This is a genomic window from Pseudomonas sp. GW821-FHT01D09 (genome assembly GCF_059422465.1).
Window position 1 is genome coordinate 1 of sequence record NZ_JBWKWY010000013.1, and the last position, 21,411, is coordinate 21,411.

Sequence of the window (21,411 nt, forward strand, 5' to 3'; positions counted from 1 at the left end):
GATCGTTTTGGAGGGGCATGAAACGAACTCATAAAAACAGAGCCCGTTTCTATTATTGCTTGGCGGAGAAGTCAATTCCTTAACTGACTGGCATTAGGGCTTGCCCGCGATAGCGCTTTCAGCGACTCAGATACATCCGCGTCGTCAGCAGATACACCGGCAACCCCGACACCAGAATCAACAACGCCGCATAAGGCGCCGCCGCCGCAAATTCCACATTCGAGGTGTGCGCCCACACTGCCGTGGCCAAGGTATTAAGCCCCGTCGGGCTGAGCAGCAAAGTCGCGGTCAGCTCCTTCATCGCATCGAGAAACACCAAGGCAAACGCCGCCCCCAATGCCGGGAAGATAATCGGCAGGGTCACCCGGCAAAACGCGCTGAACGACGATGCGCCCAGGGTGCGCGCCGCCTCTTCCAGCTGCGGCGCGGCCTTGTTCAGCGCGGTACGGATCGGCGCCTGGGCCAGGGGCAAGAACAGCAATGCATAGGCGATCAACAGCAGCGCCGAGGTCTGATACAGCGCCGGCACATAATGCAGGGCGAAGTACACCAGGGTCAGGGCAATCACCAGGCCGGGCAGGGCGTGCAGCAGGTAGGGCAGGCGTTCGGCCCACAGTGCCAGTTGGCCCTTGTAGCGTACCACCAAAAGGCCCACCGGCACAGCCAGCGCCAGGCAGAGTGCGGCGCCGCCCAGGGACAGGGCCAGGGAGGACAGCAGCGCCTCGCTGATTTCAGCTACCGGGAAGGCCGCCGAAGAGCCCACGGCCAGCCAGTAACCGAGCATCCCCAATGGAATGCCACTGCCAATGATCGCCAGCATCAAGCAATACAGCTGGCCCAATGGCGCCCATTTGCCCAGTCGAACCTGCTCGGCATGCCGCGCCGCGCCTTGCCCGGTGCGCACATGCCGGCCCTTGCCGCGCACGCGCAACTCCAGCCATAGCAGGGTTAGGCACATCACCAGCAGTACCGCAGACAGCATCGCCGCGTTGGCATTGCTGAACTCCAGCTCGAACTGTTGGTAGATCGCCGTAGTAAAGGTTTGCAGGCCAATGATCGACAAGGCGCCGAACTCCACCAGCATATGCAAGGCGATCAACAGCGCGCCGGCCAGTAGCGACGGCCACAGCAGCGGCAGGGTGATGCGAAAGAACACGCCCCAGCGATTGAGCCCCAGGGTGCGGGCCGACTCTTCCAGGGACGGATCCAGGTTGCGCAGGGTCGCCGCCACCGGCAGGAACACCAGGGGGTACTTGGACAGGGTCATCACCAGGATTGCCCCGCCCAGGCCTTCAAACTGGGCGCTCAGCGACACCCAGGTAAAGCTGCTGACAAACGCCGGTACGGCAAACGGCAGGCACAGGATCACTCCCCAGATGCGCCGGCCCGGCAGGTTGCTGCGTTCCAGCAGCCAGGCCAGGGATAGGCCAATCACCGCGCAGGCCACGGTCACGCCGACCATCAGGGCCAACGTGTTGCGCAGCAGGCCGAACACATACGGGCGCCACAGCAGGTGCACCGCTTCGGCCCAGCCGGCTTGCCAGGCCTTGAGGCCCACGTACACCAAGGGCAGCAGGCTCAGGCCCACCAGCAACAAGACTGGTAGCAGCAGCCAGATTGACGGGCGTTTGCGCCGGGGGCTAAAACCCCCGTGCAAGGCGACGGATTGCGATGGGGTCATCAGTTCAAGCCAACGTCACGTTCCAGCTCCAGGGCTTCTTCGGCATTGCCCAGGTCGGCGGGAGTGACTTTTGGTGGTTGCAGCTCGCTGAACGGCTTGAGGCCGCGATTGGATTGCATGCCCTTGCGCAGCGGGTACTCGGCGGAGGTGTTGGTGATCACCCTCTGGCCTTCTTCGCTGGCCATGAATGCCAGCAATTGCTGGGCTTCTTGGGGGTGCTTGCTGGATTTGAGGGCGGCCGCCGCCGATACGGTGATCAGGCCGCCGGCATCGCCATCGGTGAAGTAGTGCAGTTGCGAATCCAGGTTGGTTTTTTCCTTTTTCAGGGCAAACCAGTAGTAGTTGTTCACCAGCACCGTCGCCACTTCGCCGTTTTCCACAGCCTTGAGGGCGACCATGTTGTTGCTGTAGACCTTGCCGAAGGCGCGCAGCCCGGTCAGCCATTCTTCGGCGGCCTCGCGACCATGCAATTTGATGATTGCCACGGCCTGTTCCTGGAAGGCGCCGCTGGTGGGGACGAAGCCCACTTTGCCCTGCCACTCGGGGTTGGCGAAATCCAGTACCGACTTGGGCAGTTCTTCTTCCTTGATCAATTTCGGGTTGAAGGCCACGACCCGCGTGCGGGCGGTCACGCCCATCCAGGTGCCATTGGCAGCCACGTAGTCCTTGGGCAAGACCTCCAGGGTGCTGGTGTCGATGGTAGCCAGCAGGCCTTGTTCGCCGAGTTTGTTCAGTGGCGGGGATTCTTCGGTGTAGATCACGTCGGCAGGGGAGCGCTCACCCTCTTCGACGACCTGGCTGGCCAATTGGTTGCTGCTGCCCTTGCGCACATTCACATGAATGCCGGTCTTGGCCTCGAAGGCCTTGGCGAGTTCATCGCCGACTTCCTTGTGCTGGCCGTTGTACAGGGTCAGTTCAACCTTGTCGGCTGAGTAGGCGGTGGGAGAGAGCAGGGTCAGGCCGAACAGAGTGATGGTCAGGCCACGCAGAAGGGATGTCTTGAGACGGATATCGCGGATCATCATCCGGGGTGTTCCTCACTTGTATGCAACAAATTCTTACAAGGATAAACGATAAAGCTTCTCAAGTGCGGGCGGGGCTGGCACTGCGGGTGGAGTTTTTAAACCCCGGAAACGAAAAAACCCGCTTTCGCGGGTTTTATCTGAATTTGGTGCCCAGGAGAAGACTCGAACTTCCACGACCTTGCGATCACCAGCACCTGAAGCTGGCGTGTCTACCAATTTCACCACCTGGGCATTATCAAGCAACGTTGCCGCTGTTGATGGGGCGAACTATACGGCGGCCTTTTTGATCTGTAAACCCCTGATTTGATTTTATAAATCAATTTTTCGGTTGAAAATCAAAGGCCTGTAACGCAAAAACCCGCTTTCGCGGGTTTTTGTGAAACTCAAGGCTGGCCTTGGGTTTTGAATTGGTGCCCAGAAGAAGACTCGAACTTCCACGACCTTGCGGTCACCAGCACCTGAAGCTGGCGTGTCTACCAATTTCACCATCTGGGCAGTATCTTCAACGTTGCCGTCGTCGATGGCGCGCACTATACGGAGTGACTTTTGAGCTGTAAACCCCCGTCATCAAAAAAGCCTGGAAAATTTCGCGGGCGGTCGCGCAAGGTGGTTTCCCGGGACCATAAAGCGCATTTCCCGACGAGTTATTGCTGGAAATTTCCCGTTTCAATACGCGTATGCCAAACTAACCCACATATAGACAAGGTGAAAACTCTCTAATGGCCGATTGGCAGTCCCTCGATCCCGAGGCCGCTCGTGAAGCGGAAAAATATGAAAACCCTATTCCTAGCCGCGAACTGATCCTGGCGCATCTCGCCGATCGGGGTTCGCCTGCTAGCCGCGAGCAGCTGGTTGAAGAATTCGGTCTGACCACCGAAGACCAACTCGAAGCGCTGCGCCGCCGCCTGCGCGCCATGGAGCGCGATGCACAGTTGATCTACACCCGTCGCGGTACTTACGCGCCGGTGGACAAGCTCGACCTGATCCTTGGCCGCATTGCCGGTCACCGTGACGGTTTCGGCTTCCTGATCCCTGACGATGGCAGCGATGACCTGTTCATGAGCCCGGCGCAAATGCGCCTGGTGTTCGATGGCGACCGTGCCCTGGCGCGCGTGTCCGGCCTGGACCGTCGCGGTCGGCGCGAAGGCGTGATCGTCGAAGTGGTGTCCCGTGCCCACGAGTCCATCGTCGGTCGCTACTTTGAAGAAGGCGGCATCGGCTTCGTGATCCCGGACAACCCGAAGGTCCAGCAGGAAGTGCTGGTGACTCCGGGCCGCAATGGCGCCGCCAAGGTCGGTCAGTTCGTCGAGGTGAAAATCACTCACTGGCCAACCCCGCGCTTCCAGCCACAGGGCGATATTGTCGAAGTGGTCGGCAACTATATGGCGCCGGGCATGGAAATCGATGTGGCGCTGCGCACCTACGATATTCCCCACGTCTGGCCTGAGGCGGTGCTTAAAGAAGCCGCCAAGCTCAAGCCGGAAGTCGAAGAAAAAGACAAAGAAAAACGCATCGACCTGCGTCATCTGCCGTTCGTCACCATTGACGGCGAAGATGCCCGCGACTTCGACGATGCGGTCTACTGCGAAGCCAAGCCCGGCAAACTGCGCCTGTTCTCCGGCGGCTGGAAGTTGTTCGTCGCGATTGCCGACGTCTCCAGCTACGTGAAGATCGGTTCGGCCCTGGATAACGAAGCCCAGGTGCGCGGCAACTCCGTGTACTTCCCTGAGCGCGTGATCCCGATGCTGCCTGAGCAGTTGTCCAACGGCCTGTGCTCCCTGAACCCGAAAGTCGACCGTTTGGCCATGGTGTGCGAGATGACTATCTCGAAAACCGGCGAAATGACCGACTACCAGTTCTATGAAGCGGTGATCCACTCCCAGGCGCGCCTGACCTACAACAAGGTCAGCACCATCCTGGAAACGCCGAAAACCAGCGAAGCCAAGGCCCTGCGCAGCCAGTATGCCGACGTCGTGCCGCACCTCAAGCAGCTCTACTCGCTGTACAAGGTGCTGCTGGGCGCACGTCATGTGCGTGGCGCGATCGATTTTGAAACCCAGGAAACCCGGATCATCTTCGGTTCCGAGCGCAAAATCGCCGAAATCACCCCGACTACCCGTAATGACGCGCACAAGCTGATCGAGGAATGCATGCTGGCGGCCAACGTGGCCACCGCCGAGTTCCTGAAAAAGCACGAGATTCCTGCGTTGTACCGGGTCCACGATGGTCCGCCGCCGGAGCGCCTGGAAAAACTGCGCGCCTTCCTCGGTGAGCTCGGCCTGTCCCTGCACAAAGGCAAGGATGGCCCGTCGCCCAAGGATTACCAGGCACTGCTGGCCAGTATCAAGGACCGTCCAGACTTCCACCTGATCCAGACCGTGATGCTGCGCTCCCTCAGCCAGGCGGTGTACAGCGCCGACAACCAGGGCCACTTCGGCCTGAATTACGAGGCGTATACCCACTTCACCTCGCCGATCCGCCGTTACCCGGACCTGCTCACACACCGCGCCATCCGCAGCGTGATCCATTCCAAGCAGAACACCCCGCACGTCAAGCGCGCCGGTGCCATGAGCATTCCGAAGGCACGGATCTACCCGTACGACGAGGCGGCCCTGGAACAGTTGGGCGAGCAGTGCTCCATGAGCGAGCGCCGTGCCGACGAAGCCACCCGCGATGTAGTGAACTGGCTCAAGTGCGAGTTCATGAAGGACCGCGTGGGCGAGTCGTTCCCGGGCGTGATCACTGCCGTGACCGGCTTTGGTCTGTTCGTCGAGTTGACCGATATCTACGTCGAAGGCCTGGTGCACGTCACCGCCTTGCCGGGTGACTACTACCACTTCGACCCTGTGCATCACCGCCTGGCGGGCGAGCGCACCGGTCGCAGCTTCCGTTTGGGCGATACCGTGGAAGTGCGGGTCATGCGCGTCGACCTCGACGAGCGCAAGATCGACTTCGAGATGGCCGAAAAAACCCTCGAAGCGCCGATTGGCCGTAAAAAGCGCGGTGCCGAAACAGCAGCGCCGGCGAAGAAAGGTGCTCCGGCGAAAGCTGCCGCTGCCGCCGAGCCAGCAGCCAAGCCTGCTCGTCGCTCGTCGACCAAGGAAAAGGTCAGCGACGCCTACCGCCCCAGTGATGCGGCGGCGAAAAACGCCGAGCTGCGCAAGAGCCGCGAGTTGAAGCAGCAGTTGCTCAACGAAGCCAAAAGCGGTGGTAAAGCGGCGTCTGGGGGAAAGTCCCAGGCCGCCGACAAGCCGTCGAGCAAACCGAGTAAACACCGTAAAGGCCCGCCCAAAGCGGGTTCGGCCCCTGCCAAGAGCGGCGGGTCGCGCAAACCTAAGGCCAAGTCATGAGTCTGGAAAAAATCTACGGCGTACATGCCGTAGAAGCGTTGCTGCGTCACCATCCCAAGCGCGTCAAGCAGGTGTGGCTGGCCGAAGGCCGCAGTGAGCCACGCGTTCAGGCGCTGGTGGAGCTGGCCAACCAGAACAAGGTTGCCATCGGCCAGGCCGAGCGTCGCGAAATGGACGTGTGGGTCGAAGGCGTGCACCAGGGCGTGGTCGCGGACGTGAGCCCGAGCCAGGTCTGGGGCGAGGCCATGCTCGACGAGCTGCTCGACCGCACCGAAGGTGCGCCGCTGTTGCTGGTGCTGGACGGCGTGACCGACCCGCACAACCTCGGCGCCTGCCTGCGTTCGGCGGATGCCGCCGGTGCGCTGGCGGTGATCGTGCCTAAAGACAAGTCGGCCACGTTGACGCCGGTTGTGCGTAAAGTCGCCTGCGGCGCGGCGGAAGTGATTCCGCTGGTGGCCGTGACCAACCTGGCGCGTACCCTGGAGAAACTCCAGCAGCGCGGCTTGTGGGTCGTGGGCACGGCGGGGGAGGCCGAGGTCAGCATCTATGACCAAGACCTCACTGGCCCAACCATCCTGATCATGGGCGCCGAAGGCAAGGGCATGCGTCGCCTGACCCGTGAGCATTGCGACTACCTGGTGCATTTGCCGATGGCCGGTAGCGTCAGCAGCCTCAACGTATCCGTGGCGACCGGCGTGTGCCTGTTCGAGGCCCAGCGCCAGCGCGGTGCCAAGGCCAAGACCAAGAAGTAATCAGGTCTGGCGCAGGTCCAAATGTGGGAGCGGGCTTGTGTAGGAGCTGGCTTGCCTGCGATAGCATCACCTCAATACAACTGATGTACCGAGGTGTCTGCATCGCAGGCAAGCCAGCCCCCACACAAGCCTGTTCCCACATTGGTTTTTGGTCAAATAATCACCAATTGCCTTGCGCCCGTTCTCCCCCTTCTCTACAATTGCGCCCCTTGCCTTCCTGGCGGGCACCGATGTGCCTCCCTGCGGCAAGATTCCTAAGTGTCATTCACTCCTTGTCTGACCGTTTTTGAGCGGCAGGCTACAACCCGTAAGGAGCATTCATGCGTCATTACGAAATCATCTTTTTGGTCCACCCGGATCAAAGCGAGCAAGTCGGCGGCATGGTAGAGCGTTACACCAAGCTGATCGAAGAAGACGGCGGCAAAATCCACCGTCTGGAAGATTGGGGCCGTCGTCAACTGGCCTACGCAATCAACAATGTTCACAAGGCTCACTACGTGATGCTGAACGTTGAGTGCACTGGCAAGGCCCTGGCCGAGCTGGAAGACAACTTCCGCTACAACGATGCAGTGATCCGTAACCTGGTCATCCGTCGCGAAGAAGCCGTTACCGGCCAATCCGAGATGCTCAAGGCTGAAGAAAACCGCAGTGAGCGCCGTGAGCGTCGCGACCGTCCTGAGCACGAAGGCGCTGAAAGCGCTGATAGTGATGACAGCGACAACAGCGATAACGCTGACGAGTAATCCACGGACCTTATTAAGGAGCCTATCAAATGGCACGTTTCTTCCGTCGTCGTAAGTTTTGCCGCTTCACCGCTGAAGAAGTGAAGGAGATCGACTACAAAGATCTCAACACTCTGAAAGCCTACGTATCCGAGACCGGCAAAATTGTTCCAAGCCGTATCACCGGTACCAAAGCTCGTTATCAGCGTCAGCTGGCCACCGCTATCAAGCGCGCCCGCTTCCTGGCCCTGCTGGCCTACACCGACAGCCACGGCCGCTGAGACCGGGCAGTCGACAAGTAGTAAGGGATTGAATGCATGCGCGCCTTAGCTGAGTTCATCATGCGCGGTCGTGTGCAGGCCACTCTGGTAGTGGCTGGATGTGCTGCATTGCCGCTGTTGTATTGGTTGGGTGCTGCCGCGGGAAGCCTTGTGCTGCTGCGGCGCGGTTTGAAGGACGCCCTGGGCGTCCTTGCCCTGGGGTTGCTGCCGGCCTTGATCTGGTGGCTGCAATTCGACGATCCACGGGTACTTCTGGTACTGCTGGGGTCTTCGAGCCTTGCGTTGGTTCTGCGCGCAAGTGAGTCCTGGGTCCGTACGCTGCTGGTCAGCGTGGCTTTGGGAGTGGTGTATTCAGTGGTGCTTGGCGCGGCTTTCCGCCCGCAAATCGAGGCGCTGTCGCAGGAGTTGGTAAAAATCCTGCCACTGGCCCTCGGGGATCTCTACCAGCAGTTGTCGGTAGATGAGCGAGCGCGCATGGCCACACTGATTGCTCCGGTCCTTACCGGCCTGATAGCGGCACTGTTGCAGATCGTCAGTGTGCTGAGCCTGATTCTTGGGCGCTACTGGCAGGCGTTGTTGTATAACCCGGGTGGTTTTGGTCGCGAGTTTCGCAGTATCAGAATCCCCGCAGGCCCAGCGATGTTGCTGCTGGCGTGCATGCTTGTAGGGCCGAACTTCGGTCCGCAAATGGCCATGTTGACGCCGTTGTGCAGCGTACCGCTGGTGATTGCCGGGCTGGCCCTGATGCACGGGCTGGTGGCGCAAAAGCGCCTGGCCAAGTTCTGGCTGGTGGGGTTGTACGTGACGCTGTTGCTGTTTATGCAACTGATCTATCCGTTACTCGTGGTCTTGGCCATTGTCGACGGCCTGATTGATTTTCGCGGTCGTCTGGCGCCGAAAGACGCCGATAACGCGAACGGTGAAGGTTAAAAGTTAGAGGATTTTCACATGCAACTGATCCTTCTGGAAAAAGTCGCCAACCTGGGCAACCTGGGCGACAAAGTAAACGTTAAGGCCGGCTACGGTCGTAACTACCTGCTGCCATACGGCAAAGCCACCGCTGCAACCGCTGCCAACCTGGCTGCGTTTGAAGAGCGTCGCGCTGAGCTGGAAAAAGCCGCAGCAGACAAGAAAGCTTCGGCTGAAACCCGTGCTGCCCAACTGGCCGAGCTGGAAGTGACTATCACTGCCACCGCTGGCGACGAAGGCAAGCTGTTCGGTTCGATCGGTACTCACGACATCGCTGACGCACTGACCGCCTCCGGCGTTGAAGTGCAGAAGAGCGAAGTTCGTCTGCCGAACGGCACCATCCGCAACGTAGGCGAATTCGACGTAGCCGTGCACCTGCACGCTGAAGTTGAAGCCACCGTACGCGTTGTCGTGGTAGCAGCTTAAGAAGCACCTAACTGACTGGCACCTCGCGTGTCAGCCAGTTAACATCGGGCACGATCCTGTTTACAGGTCGTGCCTTTTGTTTTTCTACACACCCCTAATTTCAAGTGGCCATGAACGATATTTCAGCTCCTGAGCAATACGATCTGCAAACCGCTGCCCTGAAGGTGCCGCCGCATTCCATCGAGGCCGAGCAGGCCGTGCTCGGTGGCTTGATGCTGGACAACAACGCCTGGGAACGCGTGCTCGATCAAGTCTCGGACGGTGATTTCTATCGGCATGACCACCGCCTGATCTTCCGCGCCATTGCCAAGCTGGCCGACCAGAACTCACCGATCGACGTGGTGACCCTGGCCGAACAATTGGACAAGGAAGGCCAGACCTCACAAGTCGGCGGCCTGGGCTACCTGGGCGAGCTGGCGAAAAACACGCCGTCCGTCGCCAACATCAAAGCCTATGCCCAGATTGTTCGCGAGCGGGCGACCCTGCGCCAATTAATCGGCATCAGCACCGAAATCGCCGACAGCGCCTTCAACCCCGAAGGCCGTACCGCCGCCGAGATCCTCGACGAAGCCGAGCGCCAGATCTTCCAGATCGCCGAAGCCCGCCCGAAAACCGGCGGCCCGGTCAGCGTCAACGACCTGTTGACCAAGGCCATCGACCGTATCGACACCTTGTTCAACACTGACAATGCCATCACCGGTATTTCCACCGGCTACACCGACCTCGACGAGAAGACCAGCGGCCTGCAGCCGTCCGACCTGATCATCGTCGCCGGCCGTCCATCCATGGGTAAGACCACCTTTGCGATGAACCTGGTGGAAAACGCCGTGTTGCGCAGCGACAAGGCCGTGCTGGTGTACTCCCTGGAGATGCCAGGCGAATCGCTGATCATGCGTATGCTCTCGTCGCTCGGCCGGATCGACCAGACCAAGGTGCGTGCCGGTCGCCTGGAAGACGACGACTGGCCGCGCCTGACCTCGGCGGTCAACCTGCTCAACGACCGCAAGCTGTTTATCGACGACACCGCCGGTATCAGCCCGTCCGAGATGCGAGCGCGTACTCGGCGCCTGGTGCGTGAACACGGCGATATCGCCCTGATCATGATCGACTACCTGCAGTTGATGCAGATCCCCGGCTCCAGCGGCGACAACCGGACCAACGAAATTTCCGAAATCTCCCGGTCCCTCAAAGCCCTGGCCAAGGAGTTCAACTGCCCGGTGGTGGCGCTGTCCCAGCTCAACCGTTCCCTGGAACAACGTCCCAACAAGCGCCCGGTGAACTCCGACTTGCGGGAATCCGGAGCCATCGAGCAGGACGCCGACGTGATCATGTTCGTGTACCGCGACGAGGTGTATCACCCGGAAACCGAGCACAAAGGTATTGCCGAAATCATCATCGGCAAGCAGCGGAACGGGCCGATCGGCTTTATCCGCCTGGCGTTTATCGGTAAGTACACGCGCTTCGAGAACCTGGCGCCGGGTAGCTACAACTTCGACGACGATGAGTAATCAGCGGCTTTCAGGCCTGGGGAACAATCGCCTGATGGTTATTTCATTGTAGAGGTAGTTCCAGCGCAGTTCCGCGCCGGCCGGTATGTGATCGCTGGCAAAAAATGCGGTGAGTATCATAGGTTCGCGTGCCCCGCTGGCGGTTTCGACTTCGACACGAAACTGTGATGCTTCCACGTTATAGCCGCTGCGGGCCTGCCTGATCGGCAGCCCTGCGTCGTACTCGAAAATGGTATTGATCCTCGAAAGCACGTTGTCACCCGACAATATGGGTTGCGTGTTGTAGGCATGGGGCGTGGTCGGCCTGATGTTCTTGACGGGCAGCAGGTAGGGGTCTTGTCGAGCCATTGCAATATAGAGCGGCAGTATTTCCCCGCCATAGACACCCAGTGCCGCCCCTCGCTTGATCGGTCGCCGCGTAATGACGGTGGCCTCGCCGATGAGTGCGGCTTCTTGCGCAAATTTTTGATGGGCCGCCGTAAAGGGGGTGACCTCCAGGTTGTCTTCATACAGCCGTGCCACCTGTTCGTAGCCTTCCCACTGGAAGTAGGGCCGGATCAGCCGACTGTCAAATATGGCTTCGGACGTCAGCGATTTGCTTTGTGACTGTATTTGCCGGATGCGCAGGGGCAGGCCGTCTTCGTCGCGCAACGGGTATCGACCATTGTTGGCCCGGTCATAGATGCGTCGATAGTTCTGGCTGAACTGATAGCCTTGCCCCGTGCGCATGTGGATCAGTTCCTGTGCGGTGTATCGGGTTGTCACAACGCCTTCTTCGGCCGATTCATACTCGCTGGAGGAGCGTGCCGGCTCAAATTCGTCGCTGGACTCCATCTCATGGAGCCTGAGCTTGAGCGCCTCCTCGTCCCCTCCCAGCAACGTACCTTTGGCCGGGTCAATTTCCCAGCCGGCCTGGGGCTTTTTGCGCAGGTAGGGTTGATAGGCCCGGAAGCGATTGCGGGCATCCGCCAGCCGCCAGCCCAGGGGGTCGTATCGCAGGGGATAGTATTTGTGGTTGTCCTGTATGTAATAGCGGTAGCTTGCGTCGGGCTGAGGAGGCGATTGATAGGTGCCGTCCTCACGCAGCGTCAGCCCGGCCGGAGGGTTGGGGTCGGCGAATAACGGATCCAGGGGCCGCCCGGCAGTCTCCGCTAGTGTGCCCAGGGGAGGCATGGCCCGGATGGTGGGGAGCTGGGTCAGGCGCGACAGGCTGAGTTTCTGGATGGCCTGCTTGAGGGTTGCGGTGCCCGATGCGTCCAGGATGGCCCGGCGTTCGGGGGCCGCCAGCGTACTTTCAAGGGCATCGGCCAGGTGGCTGGGGGGCGCCTGGGGGGAACCTTGGGCATCAAGGCTTGAGTACTGCTCGCCCAGGCGGATCAAGACATGGCGGTGACTGGCCTGCGCTGGGCCGATGCGACCCAGCAGCGGGCCGTCTTGGCGCTGTGCATAAATCTCGATCCGCAATGCGTCCGGCCATGAGGGTAACTGCTCCAGGTTGTATAGCGTCAGCGGCACGCTATGGCGGTCACTGATGCCGTCGAGGAAAAGCGCTTCCTGTGAACGCGTTGCTTGCTGTGTCTGAATGTACTGTTGCGCCTCCCAGCGTTGGGAGGCAGTCAGGCTTTTTTCCTGTTGCAGGCGCTGTTTTTCTTGCTCAGTCAGCGTCGACTCCATGGCCTCAAGATGGCTCTTGGACAGTTGCGGCATGATTGCGCGAATGTTGTGTTCCGTGGGCGTGACGGCGCGCTCGCCGGGCTCGCTGAGCAGGGCCAGCAGCCGTTGCTTTTGCTGCATGCCTTCGCTTTGCAGGCGCAGGGCCAGGTTTTCGGTTTTGGTCAGCGCGTCGATGGATGGCGTGGGTAACAGCTCGTTAAATGACGCTTGTGCCATTTGCTCCTCCACGGCATGCAGCAGCTCGCCCTTTTTGAACCTCGCCGCGCTGATCTTTATTTCAGTGGGGCCGCTCCCATGGCTCAACAGGATCTGTTGTTGGCCATCGACGATTTTCAAGGTGTGGTCGGCGGGCCACTCGGGCAGCCCGCTGAGCAGGTGGAATTGAATCAACGGCGAATGGGCTGTGACCGATTTACCTTCGGCCCGTGCCAGATCGAAACTATTGATTTCCTGTTCTAGGTCGAAGTGCTTGACCGTGTCACGCAATAAGGGCACAGGGGGTTCCATATCCTGGTGGACCTGGCGCAGGCTCGAGTGGTCCACGCCACTGAGCAGCAGGATGGGCTCGACGTCCGGTTGCCTGATGTTGGCGGCCTCGGGCCCCAGGCGCTTGATCAGTTTAAGGCTGTCCCAGTCCCGGGGCGATTCGTGGGCCTGGCGCCAGCCACCCACCCCATTGCTCAGCAGCGGAGGTCGATAGGCGTCCGGGTCGTTGGGGTGGGACAGCTCCCATTGTGTGCCGTCCGGCGAGCGTTGAACCGAGTGAACATGATCATCCAGCTTCAGGTAGTGCTGTTGCTCGTGCCGGAACAGGCCTTGCTTGTTCGCGCTCACGTGTGCGGGCAGCGGCTTGGGGTGGCGGTAAGGTGTTAGATCGCTGTGCCATAGGCGCCAACCCTTGTTGCGGACCCTGACCTTTACCAGGTTGGCCGTGAAGCCTGCCGTCTTGATGGCGCCCGCGGTGACAGCGGCCTGTGCAAGGGTGTCCACCAGATCGAGCAAATCATTCAAGGCCTCATCGCTGTCGCCGCGGCTCCAGGCCGCAAAGCCCTCATACACCGTTCCTATTACTTGGGCAGCGCTGACGACCAGCAGGGCTTGCCCCACGATTGGAATAAATGAGGCGGCGAAAAACAACAGAAACTCCCCGGCCTCGATCCAGCTCTGCAAGCGTTTTTGCCGGCTGACCATGTCGGCCTCGGCCGTGGAGACAACCAGCGTGCTGGCGTCGCGCTTGATCTGGGCAATGCGTTGGCGGGCAACGGTCTGGAACAGATCCCCCTGGATGGGCGTCAGGCTGACCGAGGCCTCGAGTGTGGCGGGATAGACAGAGGTGGCCTTGACCAATTCGTATGTGCTGACATGCGCTGGCGTTACTCTCAGCAGGCTGGCTTGCTGCTGTAACGGGACAAATTGCTTGAAGAATGCCAGGTAGGCAGGGTCCAGCAGCTGCTCGGTGAGGTGCTGTTGCAGGTTCTCCCAGGTGCGGTGCTGGCTGAAGGGGGCCACGGGGTCTTCTGGGACGTACAGGATGTAGGGGAGATCGATAAGCGATGCCTCAATCACCAGGACACCGGGCAGCACCACGTTATCAAGGGTCAGGTGGCTGTACTTTATGTCCAGGTGATTGGCCGAGCGCTGCAGGCTATGCAGTTGCAGGTGCTGCCTGGGGCTTATCTGCCGACGCATGTAGGCGATATGCAAGGCAACCCCCATGGCGTGCTGTGCCTGGGCGCGGAATATCCTGAGCACCTGGGCGGCGGTACGTGCGCTGCCCGCAGAGGGTTCCAGAATGCTGCTGATATGCGTGAGGTACTTTGCGCCCAGGTCCAGTTCTCGACACAAGCGTGCGAACGCCGCAGGGGAGGCGCTGGTCAAGACCTCGCCGGCGTTTGTCATGTTGTGCAGGGCGGTGCCGTCTTCCATCCCGCCGGGCTCGGCTTCGGCCGCTTCAAAATTCTGCAGGGCCGCCTCGAGCAGTGTCTGGCGTGTGGTCTTGGCGTGGGTTTTGATCAAGCCGAGCAAATGATGATTTTTCCATTCGCGTACCAAAAGGGCGTTCTCATCCGTGATAAAGCCGAAAAACCAGGACTGCAGAGACGCGCGCAGCAGAGGGCGGGCGAAGTCCTCGGGACTTTGCAGCTCGTCCAGCAACGCCTTGAGGTCGTGCCTGGCTTGATTGCTGGCGGTCATGCTCGCGCGAAACGCCTCGCGCAATGAAGAAGGCGCCTGGATCAGCCAGGCAGGCAGTTGTTGCTTGATGAGGGTTCGATGGGGAAGCAGCGGCGAGGCGGGCGGTGCTTGTGGTGGCTGTTGAGAGGAGCGGGTGTTCATTGATCGCACCATGATGGGCTGTGGTTGATCGACCCCAGCCTAGCGATGGTTTTTTTGATAATGGGTTAGCGCAATAGCCCCTGGCCGGCGAAAAAATGCACGACGGGTCCGCCATTCAGACCCGCGCGGTAAAAGCCGACCATTGCCGTCGGAATTGGTCAAATTTTGTGCTATATTCCGCGCCCGCGATTTTTCATCTCAACACCGGTCACCGTCATGCAAACAGCCAAGCCGTTATTTGACTATCCCAAGTACTGGGCCGAATGTTTCGGCCCCGCGCCATTCCTGCCCATGAGCAGGGAGGAGATGGATCAGCTTGGCTGGGATTCATGCGACATCATCATCGTCACCGGTGATGCCTACGTTGACCATCCGTCGTTCGGCATGGCAATCATCGGCCGGCTGCTGGAGTCCCAGGGCTTCCGCGTCGGGATCATTGCCCAGCCCAACTGGCAGTCCAAAGACGACTTTATGAAGCTCGGCGAGCCGAACCTGTTCTTCGGCGTCGCGGCCGGCAACATGGACTCGATGATCAACCGCTACACCGCCGACAAGAAAATCCGTTCCGACGACGCCTACACCCCCGGCGGCATGGCCGGCAAGCGCCCGGACCGGGCGAGCCTGGTGTACAGCCAGCGCTGCAAGGAAGCCTACAAGAACGTGCCGATCGTACTCGGCGGCATCGAGGCCTCCCTGCGTCGCATCGCCCACTACGACTACTGGCAGGACCGGGTGCGTAACTCGATCCTGATCGACGCCACTGCCGATATCCTGCTGTACGGCAACGCCGAGCGGGCGATTGTCGAAGTTGCCCAGCGCCTGTCGTGGGGCCACAAGATCGAAGACATCACCGACGTGCGCGGCACCGCGTTCATTCGCCGTGACACGCCCGCCGGCTGGTACGAAGTGGACTCCACCCGTATCGACCGCCCGGGCAAGGTCGACAAGATCATCAACCCCTACGTGAACACCCAGGACACCCAGGCCTGCGCCATCGAGCAAGAGAAAGGCCCGGTGGATGACCCGGAAGAAGCCAAGGTCGTACAGATCCTCGCCAGCCCGCGCATGACCCGCGACAAGACCGTGATCCGCCTGCCATCGGTAGAGAAGGTGCGTGGCGACGCGGTGCTGTATGCCCACGCCAACCGCGTGCTGCACCTGGAAACCAACCCCGGCAACGCCCGTGCCCTGGTGCAGAAGCATGGCGAAGTGGACGTGTGGTTCAACCCGCCGCCCATTCCCATGACCACCGAAGAAATGGACTACGTATTCGGCATGCCTTACGCCCGTGTCCCGCACCCGGTGTACGGCAAGGAAAAAATCCCGGCCTACGACATGATCCGTTTCTCGGTGAACATCATGCGTGGCTGCTTCGGCGGCTGCACCTTCTGCTCGATCACCGAGCACGAAGGCCGGATCATCCAGAACCGTTCCGAAGAGTCGATCATTCGCGAGATCGAAGAGATCCGCGACAAAGTCCCGGGCTTTACCGGGGTGATTTCCGACCTTGGCGGGCCGACCGCGAACATGTACCGCATCGCCTGCAAGAGCCCGGAAATCGAATCCGCGTGCCGCAAGCCGTCCTGTGTGTTCCCGGGGATCTGCCCGAACCTGAACACCGATCACTCGTCGTTGATCCAGCTGTACCGCAGCGCCCGTGCGTTGCCAGGTGTGAAGAAGATCCTGATCGCTTCCGGCCTGCGCTACGACCTGGCCGTGGAGTCGCCGGAATATGTCAAGGAACTGGTGACCCACCACGTCGGTGGCTACCTGAAGATCGCCCCGGAACACACCGAGGAAGGTCCGCTCAACCAGATGATGAAACCGGGCATTGGCAGCTATGACAAGTTCAAGCGCATGTTCGAGAAGTACACCAAGGAAGCGGGCAAGGAGCAGTACCTGATCCCGTACTTCATCGCCGCCCACCCGGGCACCACCGATGAAGACATGATGAACCTGGCCCTGTGGCTCAAGGGCAATGGCTTCCGGGCCGACCAGGTGCAGGCGTTCTACCCCTCGCCCATGGCCACCGCCACCGCGATGTACCACTCGGGCAAGAACCCGCTGCGCAAGGTCACCTACAAGAGCGACGCGGTGACCATCGTCAAGAGCGAAGATCAGCGGCGCCTGCACAAGGCGTTCCTGCGCTACCACGACCCCAAAGGCTGGCCGATGCTGCGTGAAGCCCTGACGCGCATGGGCCGCGCCGACCTGATCGGGCCGGGCAAGGATCAGTTGATTCCGCTGCACCAGCCGTCCACCGACAGCTACCAGAGCGCCCGTCGCAAGAACTCGACGCCGGTGGGCAGCCATAAGGTCGCCAAGGAAACCACCACCAAGATCCTCACCCAGCACACCGGCCTGCCACCCCGTGGCAGCGACGGCAGCAACCCGTGGGACAAGCGCGAACAAGCCAAGGCCGCGGCCATGGCGCGCAACAAACAGGCGGCTAAAGAACGCACCGACGCGGCCAAGGGCAAAGGCAAGAAGCCTGCGCGCAAGCCGGTTGTGCCGCGTTGAGCGCAGCCTGAACCTGCAAAACGCCAGCCTCGTGCTGGCGTTTTGCTTTCTAGCGGGTGGTTAGCCTGTTTGTTAAGGTGGCGCCCGTTGAATCGCCATCGCAGGCAAGCCAGCTCCCACATTCGACCGCATTCTTATGCTGGAACTCGGTCAACTGTGGGAGCGGGCTTGCTCGCGAAGGCGCCAGTTCAGACACCACCTATTTCAAGGAAGATCACCCCATGAGCAACCCCCTGCTCAACATCGGCATGGACTCCAACCGCTCCCAGTTCATGGCGCGCCAGCGCATCGAAAGCCAGATCAACCTGCCCCGCCTGTTCGTCGCCATCGACGCCGACCCCGGCATCGCCGGCGCGGGGGTGGTGTATATCGATGCTGACTTCAATGTCATTACCCTGCGCGAGTTCAAGCCCATTTGCAGCATCAAGCCCAAGCGCATTATTTTGCGTGAGGCGCAGAAGTATATTTCGCCGGCGCAGTTTGCCCAACATGTCGTGAGCAATCCTCGAGAGTCCCGACTGATTGGCGAAGCCGTAAATACCGGAGTCTCCTGCTTGGGCGCTGTCATCAGTTGGGCTGCAATCGCCAGTGGAACAATTCTGGTGCCTTTCAGTGGCGGTGCCAGTTCTGTCATCGTTGTGGTGGGATATGCGGCTGCCGGTGCAAGTTCGCTTCAGTGTTTCAACGGCATTGCTCGAACAGCGCTGGAGGTCGCCAAGCCTGAGGTAAAGGATTGGCTCGACAGTGAGGGCTGGTACCAGAATGCTTCCATTGTGCTGGACGCAGTATCACTGGTAGGCGTGAGCGCTTCGGCCCTGACAACGGTCAAGCTGGTCAGGGCCGCCAAAGCATCGACGGGCAAGAGTCTGCGTGACGTGCTTCGCGGGTTGAATCGCCAGGAAAGAGCCAAGCTCACGAAAGAGCTACTCAGCATCAACCATCCCAGCTTGACTGCGAAGATGCTCAAATTGAAGCAGGCGTCGGGTGAACTCACCAAGCGTTTCACCCCTACGCAGCTCAAGCACAGCACCACTACCCAGATCAAAGACGTCTTGGGCGCCAGCATAGGGTTTGGCGGGAGTGCGTACTCCGGAAATGTCAATACCATCGCGATAGGGTTGTACGAGGAAATAAACGAATGAACGAGTTAATGACGCTACGCGACTTTTTCAGGCAATACTTTCTGACGTTTATGGGCGGCGTATTTGCTGCGTGTTTTTCTTTGGCATTGGCTGTGGCGCTGGCGTTCGTCACTTATTTTCGTGATGTGCCGCTGGCTCAAGTGGGGCTCAAGATCATGTTGGTCGGGGCGCTGCTCATTCTGTTGACGGTCCATAGCAACTTTATGATTTTGCGGGGCCGACCCTCCTGGGTGTGGGTGATGGTCGGTATCTACCTCGCCTGTCTAGTGTTTGTAGTTCCAATGGTTCAGTACCAGCCTCATAAAGTTCTCTATGGGTTGGCGCTGTTATTCCCATTCCTTGGATTGTTGACACTTAACAGTAAGGTTCAACGAGAGATGCGTACAAAACTCGTTGGAATCCGTCGCATTCGGCAGTCTGTCAAATCAACCGCTAGATCGAGTAGCCGCATGTGAAGGCGTCGCCTTCGATAACCGGTTTCATCGCAACGCGCAAAAAGCGCTGATTGGGTAGATTCACCACTGCGCCCCGCACTTGCGCCACAAATATGTGCAACCCTCGCACCACGACAAGGAAACCACCACCAAGATCCTCACCCAGCACACCGGCCTGCCACCCCGTGGCAGCGACGGCAGCAACCCGTGGGACAAGCGCGAACAAGCCAAGGCCGCGGCCATGGCGCGCAACAAACAGGCGGCTAAAGAACGCACCGACGCGGCCAAGGGCAAAGGCAAGAAGCCTGCGCGCAAGCCGGTTGTGCCGCGTTGAGCGCAGCCTGAACATGCAAAACGCCAGCCTCGTGCTGGCGTTTTGCTTTCTAGCGGGTGGTTAGCCTGTTTGTTAAGGTGGCGCCCGTTGAATCGCCATCGCAGGCAAGCCAGCTCCCACATTCGACCGCATTCTTATGCTGGAACTCGGTCAACTGTGGGAGCGGGCTTGCTCGCGAAGGCGCCAGTTCAGACACCGCCTATTTCAAGGAAGATCACCCCATGAGCAACCCCCTGCTCAACATCGGCATGGACTCCAACCGCTCCCAGTTCATGGCGCGCCAGCGCATCGAAAGCCAGATCAACCTGCCCCGCCTGTTCGCCGCCATCGACGCCGACCCCGGCATCGTCGGCGCGGGGGTGGTGTATATCGATGCTGACTTCAATGTCATTACCCTGCGCGAGTTCAAGCCCATTTGCAGCATCAAGCCCAAGCGCATTATTTTGCGTGAGGCGCAGAAGTATATTTCGCCGGCGCAGTTTGCCAATCAGGTGGCTAACAACCCGCGTGAGTCCCGGTTGGTGGGCGAAGCAGTCAATACGACCCTGTCTTGTGCGGGCGCAATCCTCGGTTGGATTGTTGTGTTCAGCGGTACAGTCGCCGTGCCTTTCACTGGTGGCGCGAGCCTGGTGGTGGCAGGCATCGGTGCGACGGCTGCAGCGGCCAGTACTGCGCAATGTGTCGTCGGGGGTATGAGAACTATCAACGAACTCAATGACCCGGCAGCCAACGACGATATGGATAGCGAGGACTGGTATCGCTATGCAATGCCGGTATTGGACGCCGCGTCACTGCTGGGGGCCGGCGCCTCTACTCTGACCACTCTTCGGCTGCTGCAGGCTCGAAAGGTGACCACTGGCAGAAGTTGGTACGAGTTGTCCAAGGGGTTGACCCGCCAGCAACGCAAGGCACTCACCAAAGAGTTGCTGAGCCTGAAAGATCCAAGCCTGAGCAATAAGCTCTTGAAACTGCGCCAGCGCTCCGGTGAGCTGGCCAAGCGCTATTCAGCGAGCGAGATCAATCACGCTACGTTGACGCAGATCAGAGATTCCCTCGGGGCTGCCATTGGTTTTACCGGGAGCGCTATATCAGGCAATATCCGAACGATTGCAGTTGGCCTATATGAGGAGCTTGAGTGATGGATCGCCAAGCTTCATTGAGAGCTTTTTTAACGCAATATTTTCCAACGTTTATATGCGCATTCTTTCTTGCCTGCTTCTCTCTCTCTGCCGCTATTTCATTGGCATCCAGTACATTTTTTCGCAGTGACCCAGAACGGGCGCGTTACTCTTTTCTGGCGGCAGTTTTCTTGGGTTTGCTCTTGGCGTTCAGCCATTTCGTCATGATCAGAGGGCGAGAGTGGGGAGCTTGGGTCATCGCTGCCTTCTACGTTGTATGTTTGCTGGTCGTGTTGCCAACCTATAGCTATCGGCCACATATGGCTGCGTATGTAATAGGGCTGCTGTTTCCGTTGGCGGGCTTGCTGTTGCTCAATAGTCAGCGTCATCGGGAAATGCGACAGAAACTCGTCGAGCTGCGCCATCTGCGCCAGGCTGCGACTGCAAAGTACAAAAACCTTTGATTGTTTATGTTCACTAGCCCTGCCTCAACGCGAGCGGCCTGTACGAGGAGTTAACGCAGTGAGCGGCTTTCCCGACATGGGCCGTTTCCTGGCCCGTTATTTCCCCGTATTCATGGGCACCATCTTCATGGCGATCTTTTCCGGGTCGGCTGCGATGTCCATGACGGGCGTGACGTATTTACGCGGCGTTGATCCTGCGCTCAAGTCCAGCTATACGGGGGGCGCGATCCTGGTGCTGGTGGCAGTGCTGGTGTTTGGCAATGTGATGATTGCGCGTGGGTACTCTTGGGCTACGAGGCTGGTGGCGGGATACCTGGGCAGTTGTCTGCTGTTCGTGTTGCCGATGATTCAATACGACGTCAATGGCCTGGTGTATGGCTCCACCGTACTGTTCCCGCTGCTGGGCTTGCTGCTGCTCAATAGCAAGCGCCATCGCGAAATGCGCCAGCGGCTGCTCGAAATACGCCACCTGCGCCAAGCCGTCATCGCAACGCGCAAAAAGCGCTGATTGGGTAGATTCACCACTGTGCCCCGCACGGGCGCCACAAATATGTGCAACCCTCGCACCACGGCGGTCACTCTCGCGCCGTTTTGGTGCTGTACTGCACCGGGTCCCTCGATAAAGCGCAATGACCGCTGCTCTGGCATAAGTCTTGCGCGCTTTGTTTCCATGCCCT

General features: G+C 59.7%; 16 protein-coding genes, 2 tRNA genes and 1 pseudogene. 14 read left to right on the forward strand and 5 right to left on the reverse strand.

Going from position 1 to position 21,411, the window contains the following annotated elements:
* Positions 1-118: 118 nt before the first annotated feature.
* From AC07W7_RS13845 to AC07W7_RS13860, 4 genes are all read right to left on the reverse strand, one after another.
* Positions 119-1,681 (reverse strand): ABC transporter permease, encoded by a 1,563-nt coding sequence (locus AC07W7_RS13845; RefSeq protein ID WP_495039503.1) that lies wholly within the window; start codon positions 1,679-1,681, stop codon positions 119-121.
* The gene (locus AC07W7_RS13850) at positions 1,681-2,706 is read right to left on the reverse strand and encodes an iron ABC transporter substrate-binding protein (protein WP_495039504.1); all 1,026 of its coding nucleotides are present in this window, start codon (positions 2,704-2,706) and stop codon (positions 1,681-1,683) included. The genes AC07W7_RS13845 and AC07W7_RS13850 overlap by 1 nt, the downstream gene beginning before the upstream one ends.
* 144 nt (positions 2,707-2,850) lie before the next feature.
* Positions 2,851-2,937, reverse strand: a tRNA-Leu gene (locus tag AC07W7_RS13855).
* Positions 2,938-3,114: 177 nt separating this feature from the next.
* A tRNA-Leu gene (locus AC07W7_RS13860) sits at positions 3,115-3,201 on the reverse strand.
* Positions 3,202-3,425: 224 nt separating this feature from the next.
* Between AC07W7_RS13860 and rnr the strand changes: the two genes are divergently transcribed.
* The 7 genes from rnr to dnaB all read left to right on the forward strand — a co-directional run bounded on the left by rnr (position 3,426) and on the right by dnaB (position 10,714).
* A complete protein-coding gene (gene rnr, locus AC07W7_RS13865) occupies positions 3,426-6,056 on the forward strand; it encodes a ribonuclease R (RefSeq protein ID WP_076961568.1) in 2,631 nt (876 codons plus the stop codon).
* Entirely contained in the window at positions 6,053-6,808 is a 756-nt protein-coding gene (gene rlmB, locus AC07W7_RS13870) for a 23S rRNA (guanosine(2251)-2'-O)-methyltransferase RlmB (protein ID WP_032862039.1), read from the forward strand. The genes rnr and rlmB overlap by 4 nt, the downstream gene beginning before the upstream one ends.
* Positions 6,809-7,128: 320 nt before the next feature.
* The gene (rpsF, locus tag AC07W7_RS13875) at positions 7,129-7,551 is read left to right on the forward strand and encodes a 30S ribosomal protein S6 (RefSeq protein WP_003217491.1); all 423 of its coding nucleotides are present in this window, start codon (positions 7,129-7,131) and stop codon (positions 7,549-7,551) included.
* A 29-nt stretch (positions 7,552-7,580) separates the two neighbouring features.
* Positions 7,581-7,811 carry a 30S ribosomal protein S18 gene (gene rpsR, locus AC07W7_RS13880; protein ID WP_003171373.1) on the forward strand — a complete coding sequence of 77 codons (231 nt, stop codon included), beginning with the start codon at positions 7,581-7,583 and terminating at the stop codon, positions 7,809-7,811.
* Between the two features lie 36 nt (positions 7,812-7,847).
* Positions 7,848-8,741: a YybS family protein gene (locus AC07W7_RS13885; protein ID WP_057437422.1), complete on the forward strand. Its 894-nt coding sequence runs from the start codon at positions 7,848-7,850 to the stop codon at positions 8,739-8,741.
* An 18-nt stretch (positions 8,742-8,759) separates the two neighbouring features.
* A complete protein-coding gene (gene rplI, locus AC07W7_RS13890; RefSeq protein WP_003171376.1) occupies positions 8,760-9,206 on the forward strand; it encodes a 50S ribosomal protein L9 in 447 nt (148 codons plus the stop codon).
* A 110-nt stretch (positions 9,207-9,316) separates the two neighbouring features.
* A complete protein-coding gene (gene dnaB, locus AC07W7_RS13895) occupies positions 9,317-10,714 on the forward strand; it encodes a replicative DNA helicase (RefSeq protein WP_017138451.1) in 1,398 nt (465 codons plus the stop codon).
* On the opposite strand, the gene AC07W7_RS13900 is transcribed toward dnaB, so the two are convergent.
* Entirely contained in the window at positions 10,715-14,722 is a 4,008-nt protein-coding gene (locus AC07W7_RS13900; protein ID WP_495039505.1) for a dermonecrotic toxin domain-containing protein, read from the reverse strand.
* 216 nt (positions 14,723-14,938) lie between these two features.
* On the opposite strand from AC07W7_RS13900, the gene AC07W7_RS13905 reads away from it, so the two are divergent.
* The 7 genes and pseudogenes from AC07W7_RS13905 to AC07W7_RS13935 all read left to right on the forward strand — a co-directional run bounded on the left by AC07W7_RS13905 (position 14,939) and on the right by AC07W7_RS13935 (position 21,242).
* Positions 14,939-17,242: a YgiQ family radical SAM protein gene (locus tag AC07W7_RS13905; RefSeq protein ID WP_076961564.1), complete on the forward strand. Its 2,304-nt coding sequence runs from the start codon at positions 14,939-14,941 to the stop codon at positions 17,240-17,242.
* 221 nt (positions 17,243-17,463) lie between these two features.
* Positions 17,464-18,384, forward strand: a complete 921-nt coding sequence (gene ssp4 / locus AC07W7_RS13910; protein ID WP_495039506.1) for an Ssp4 family T6SS effector — start codon at positions 17,464-17,466, stop codon at positions 18,382-18,384.
* Positions 18,381-18,839, forward strand: coding sequence for a hypothetical protein (locus tag AC07W7_RS13915; RefSeq protein WP_495039507.1), 459 nt, complete (start codon positions 18,381-18,383; stop codon positions 18,837-18,839). The genes ssp4 (AC07W7_RS13910) and AC07W7_RS13915 overlap by 4 nt, the downstream gene beginning before the upstream one ends.
* A 115-nt stretch (positions 18,840-18,954) precedes the next feature.
* Positions 18,955-19,152: pseudogene (locus AC07W7_RS13920) on the forward strand (hypothetical protein); the annotation flags it as partial.
* 221 nt (positions 19,153-19,373) lie between these two features.
* Positions 19,374-20,291: an Ssp4 family T6SS effector gene (ssp4, locus tag AC07W7_RS13925; RefSeq protein WP_076961563.1), complete on the forward strand. Its 918-nt coding sequence runs from the start codon at positions 19,374-19,376 to the stop codon at positions 20,289-20,291.
* On the forward strand, positions 20,291-20,734 hold the full coding sequence (locus AC07W7_RS13930; protein ID WP_495039508.1) for a hypothetical protein: 444 nt from the start codon (positions 20,291-20,293) through the stop codon (positions 20,732-20,734). The genes ssp4 (AC07W7_RS13925) and AC07W7_RS13930 overlap by 1 nt, the downstream gene beginning before the upstream one ends.
* A 58-nt stretch (positions 20,735-20,792) precedes the next feature.
* The gene (locus AC07W7_RS13935) at positions 20,793-21,242 is read left to right on the forward strand and encodes a hypothetical protein (RefSeq protein ID WP_495039509.1); all 450 of its coding nucleotides are present in this window, start codon (positions 20,793-20,795) and stop codon (positions 21,240-21,242) included.
* Positions 21,243-21,411 lie beyond the last annotated feature (169 nt).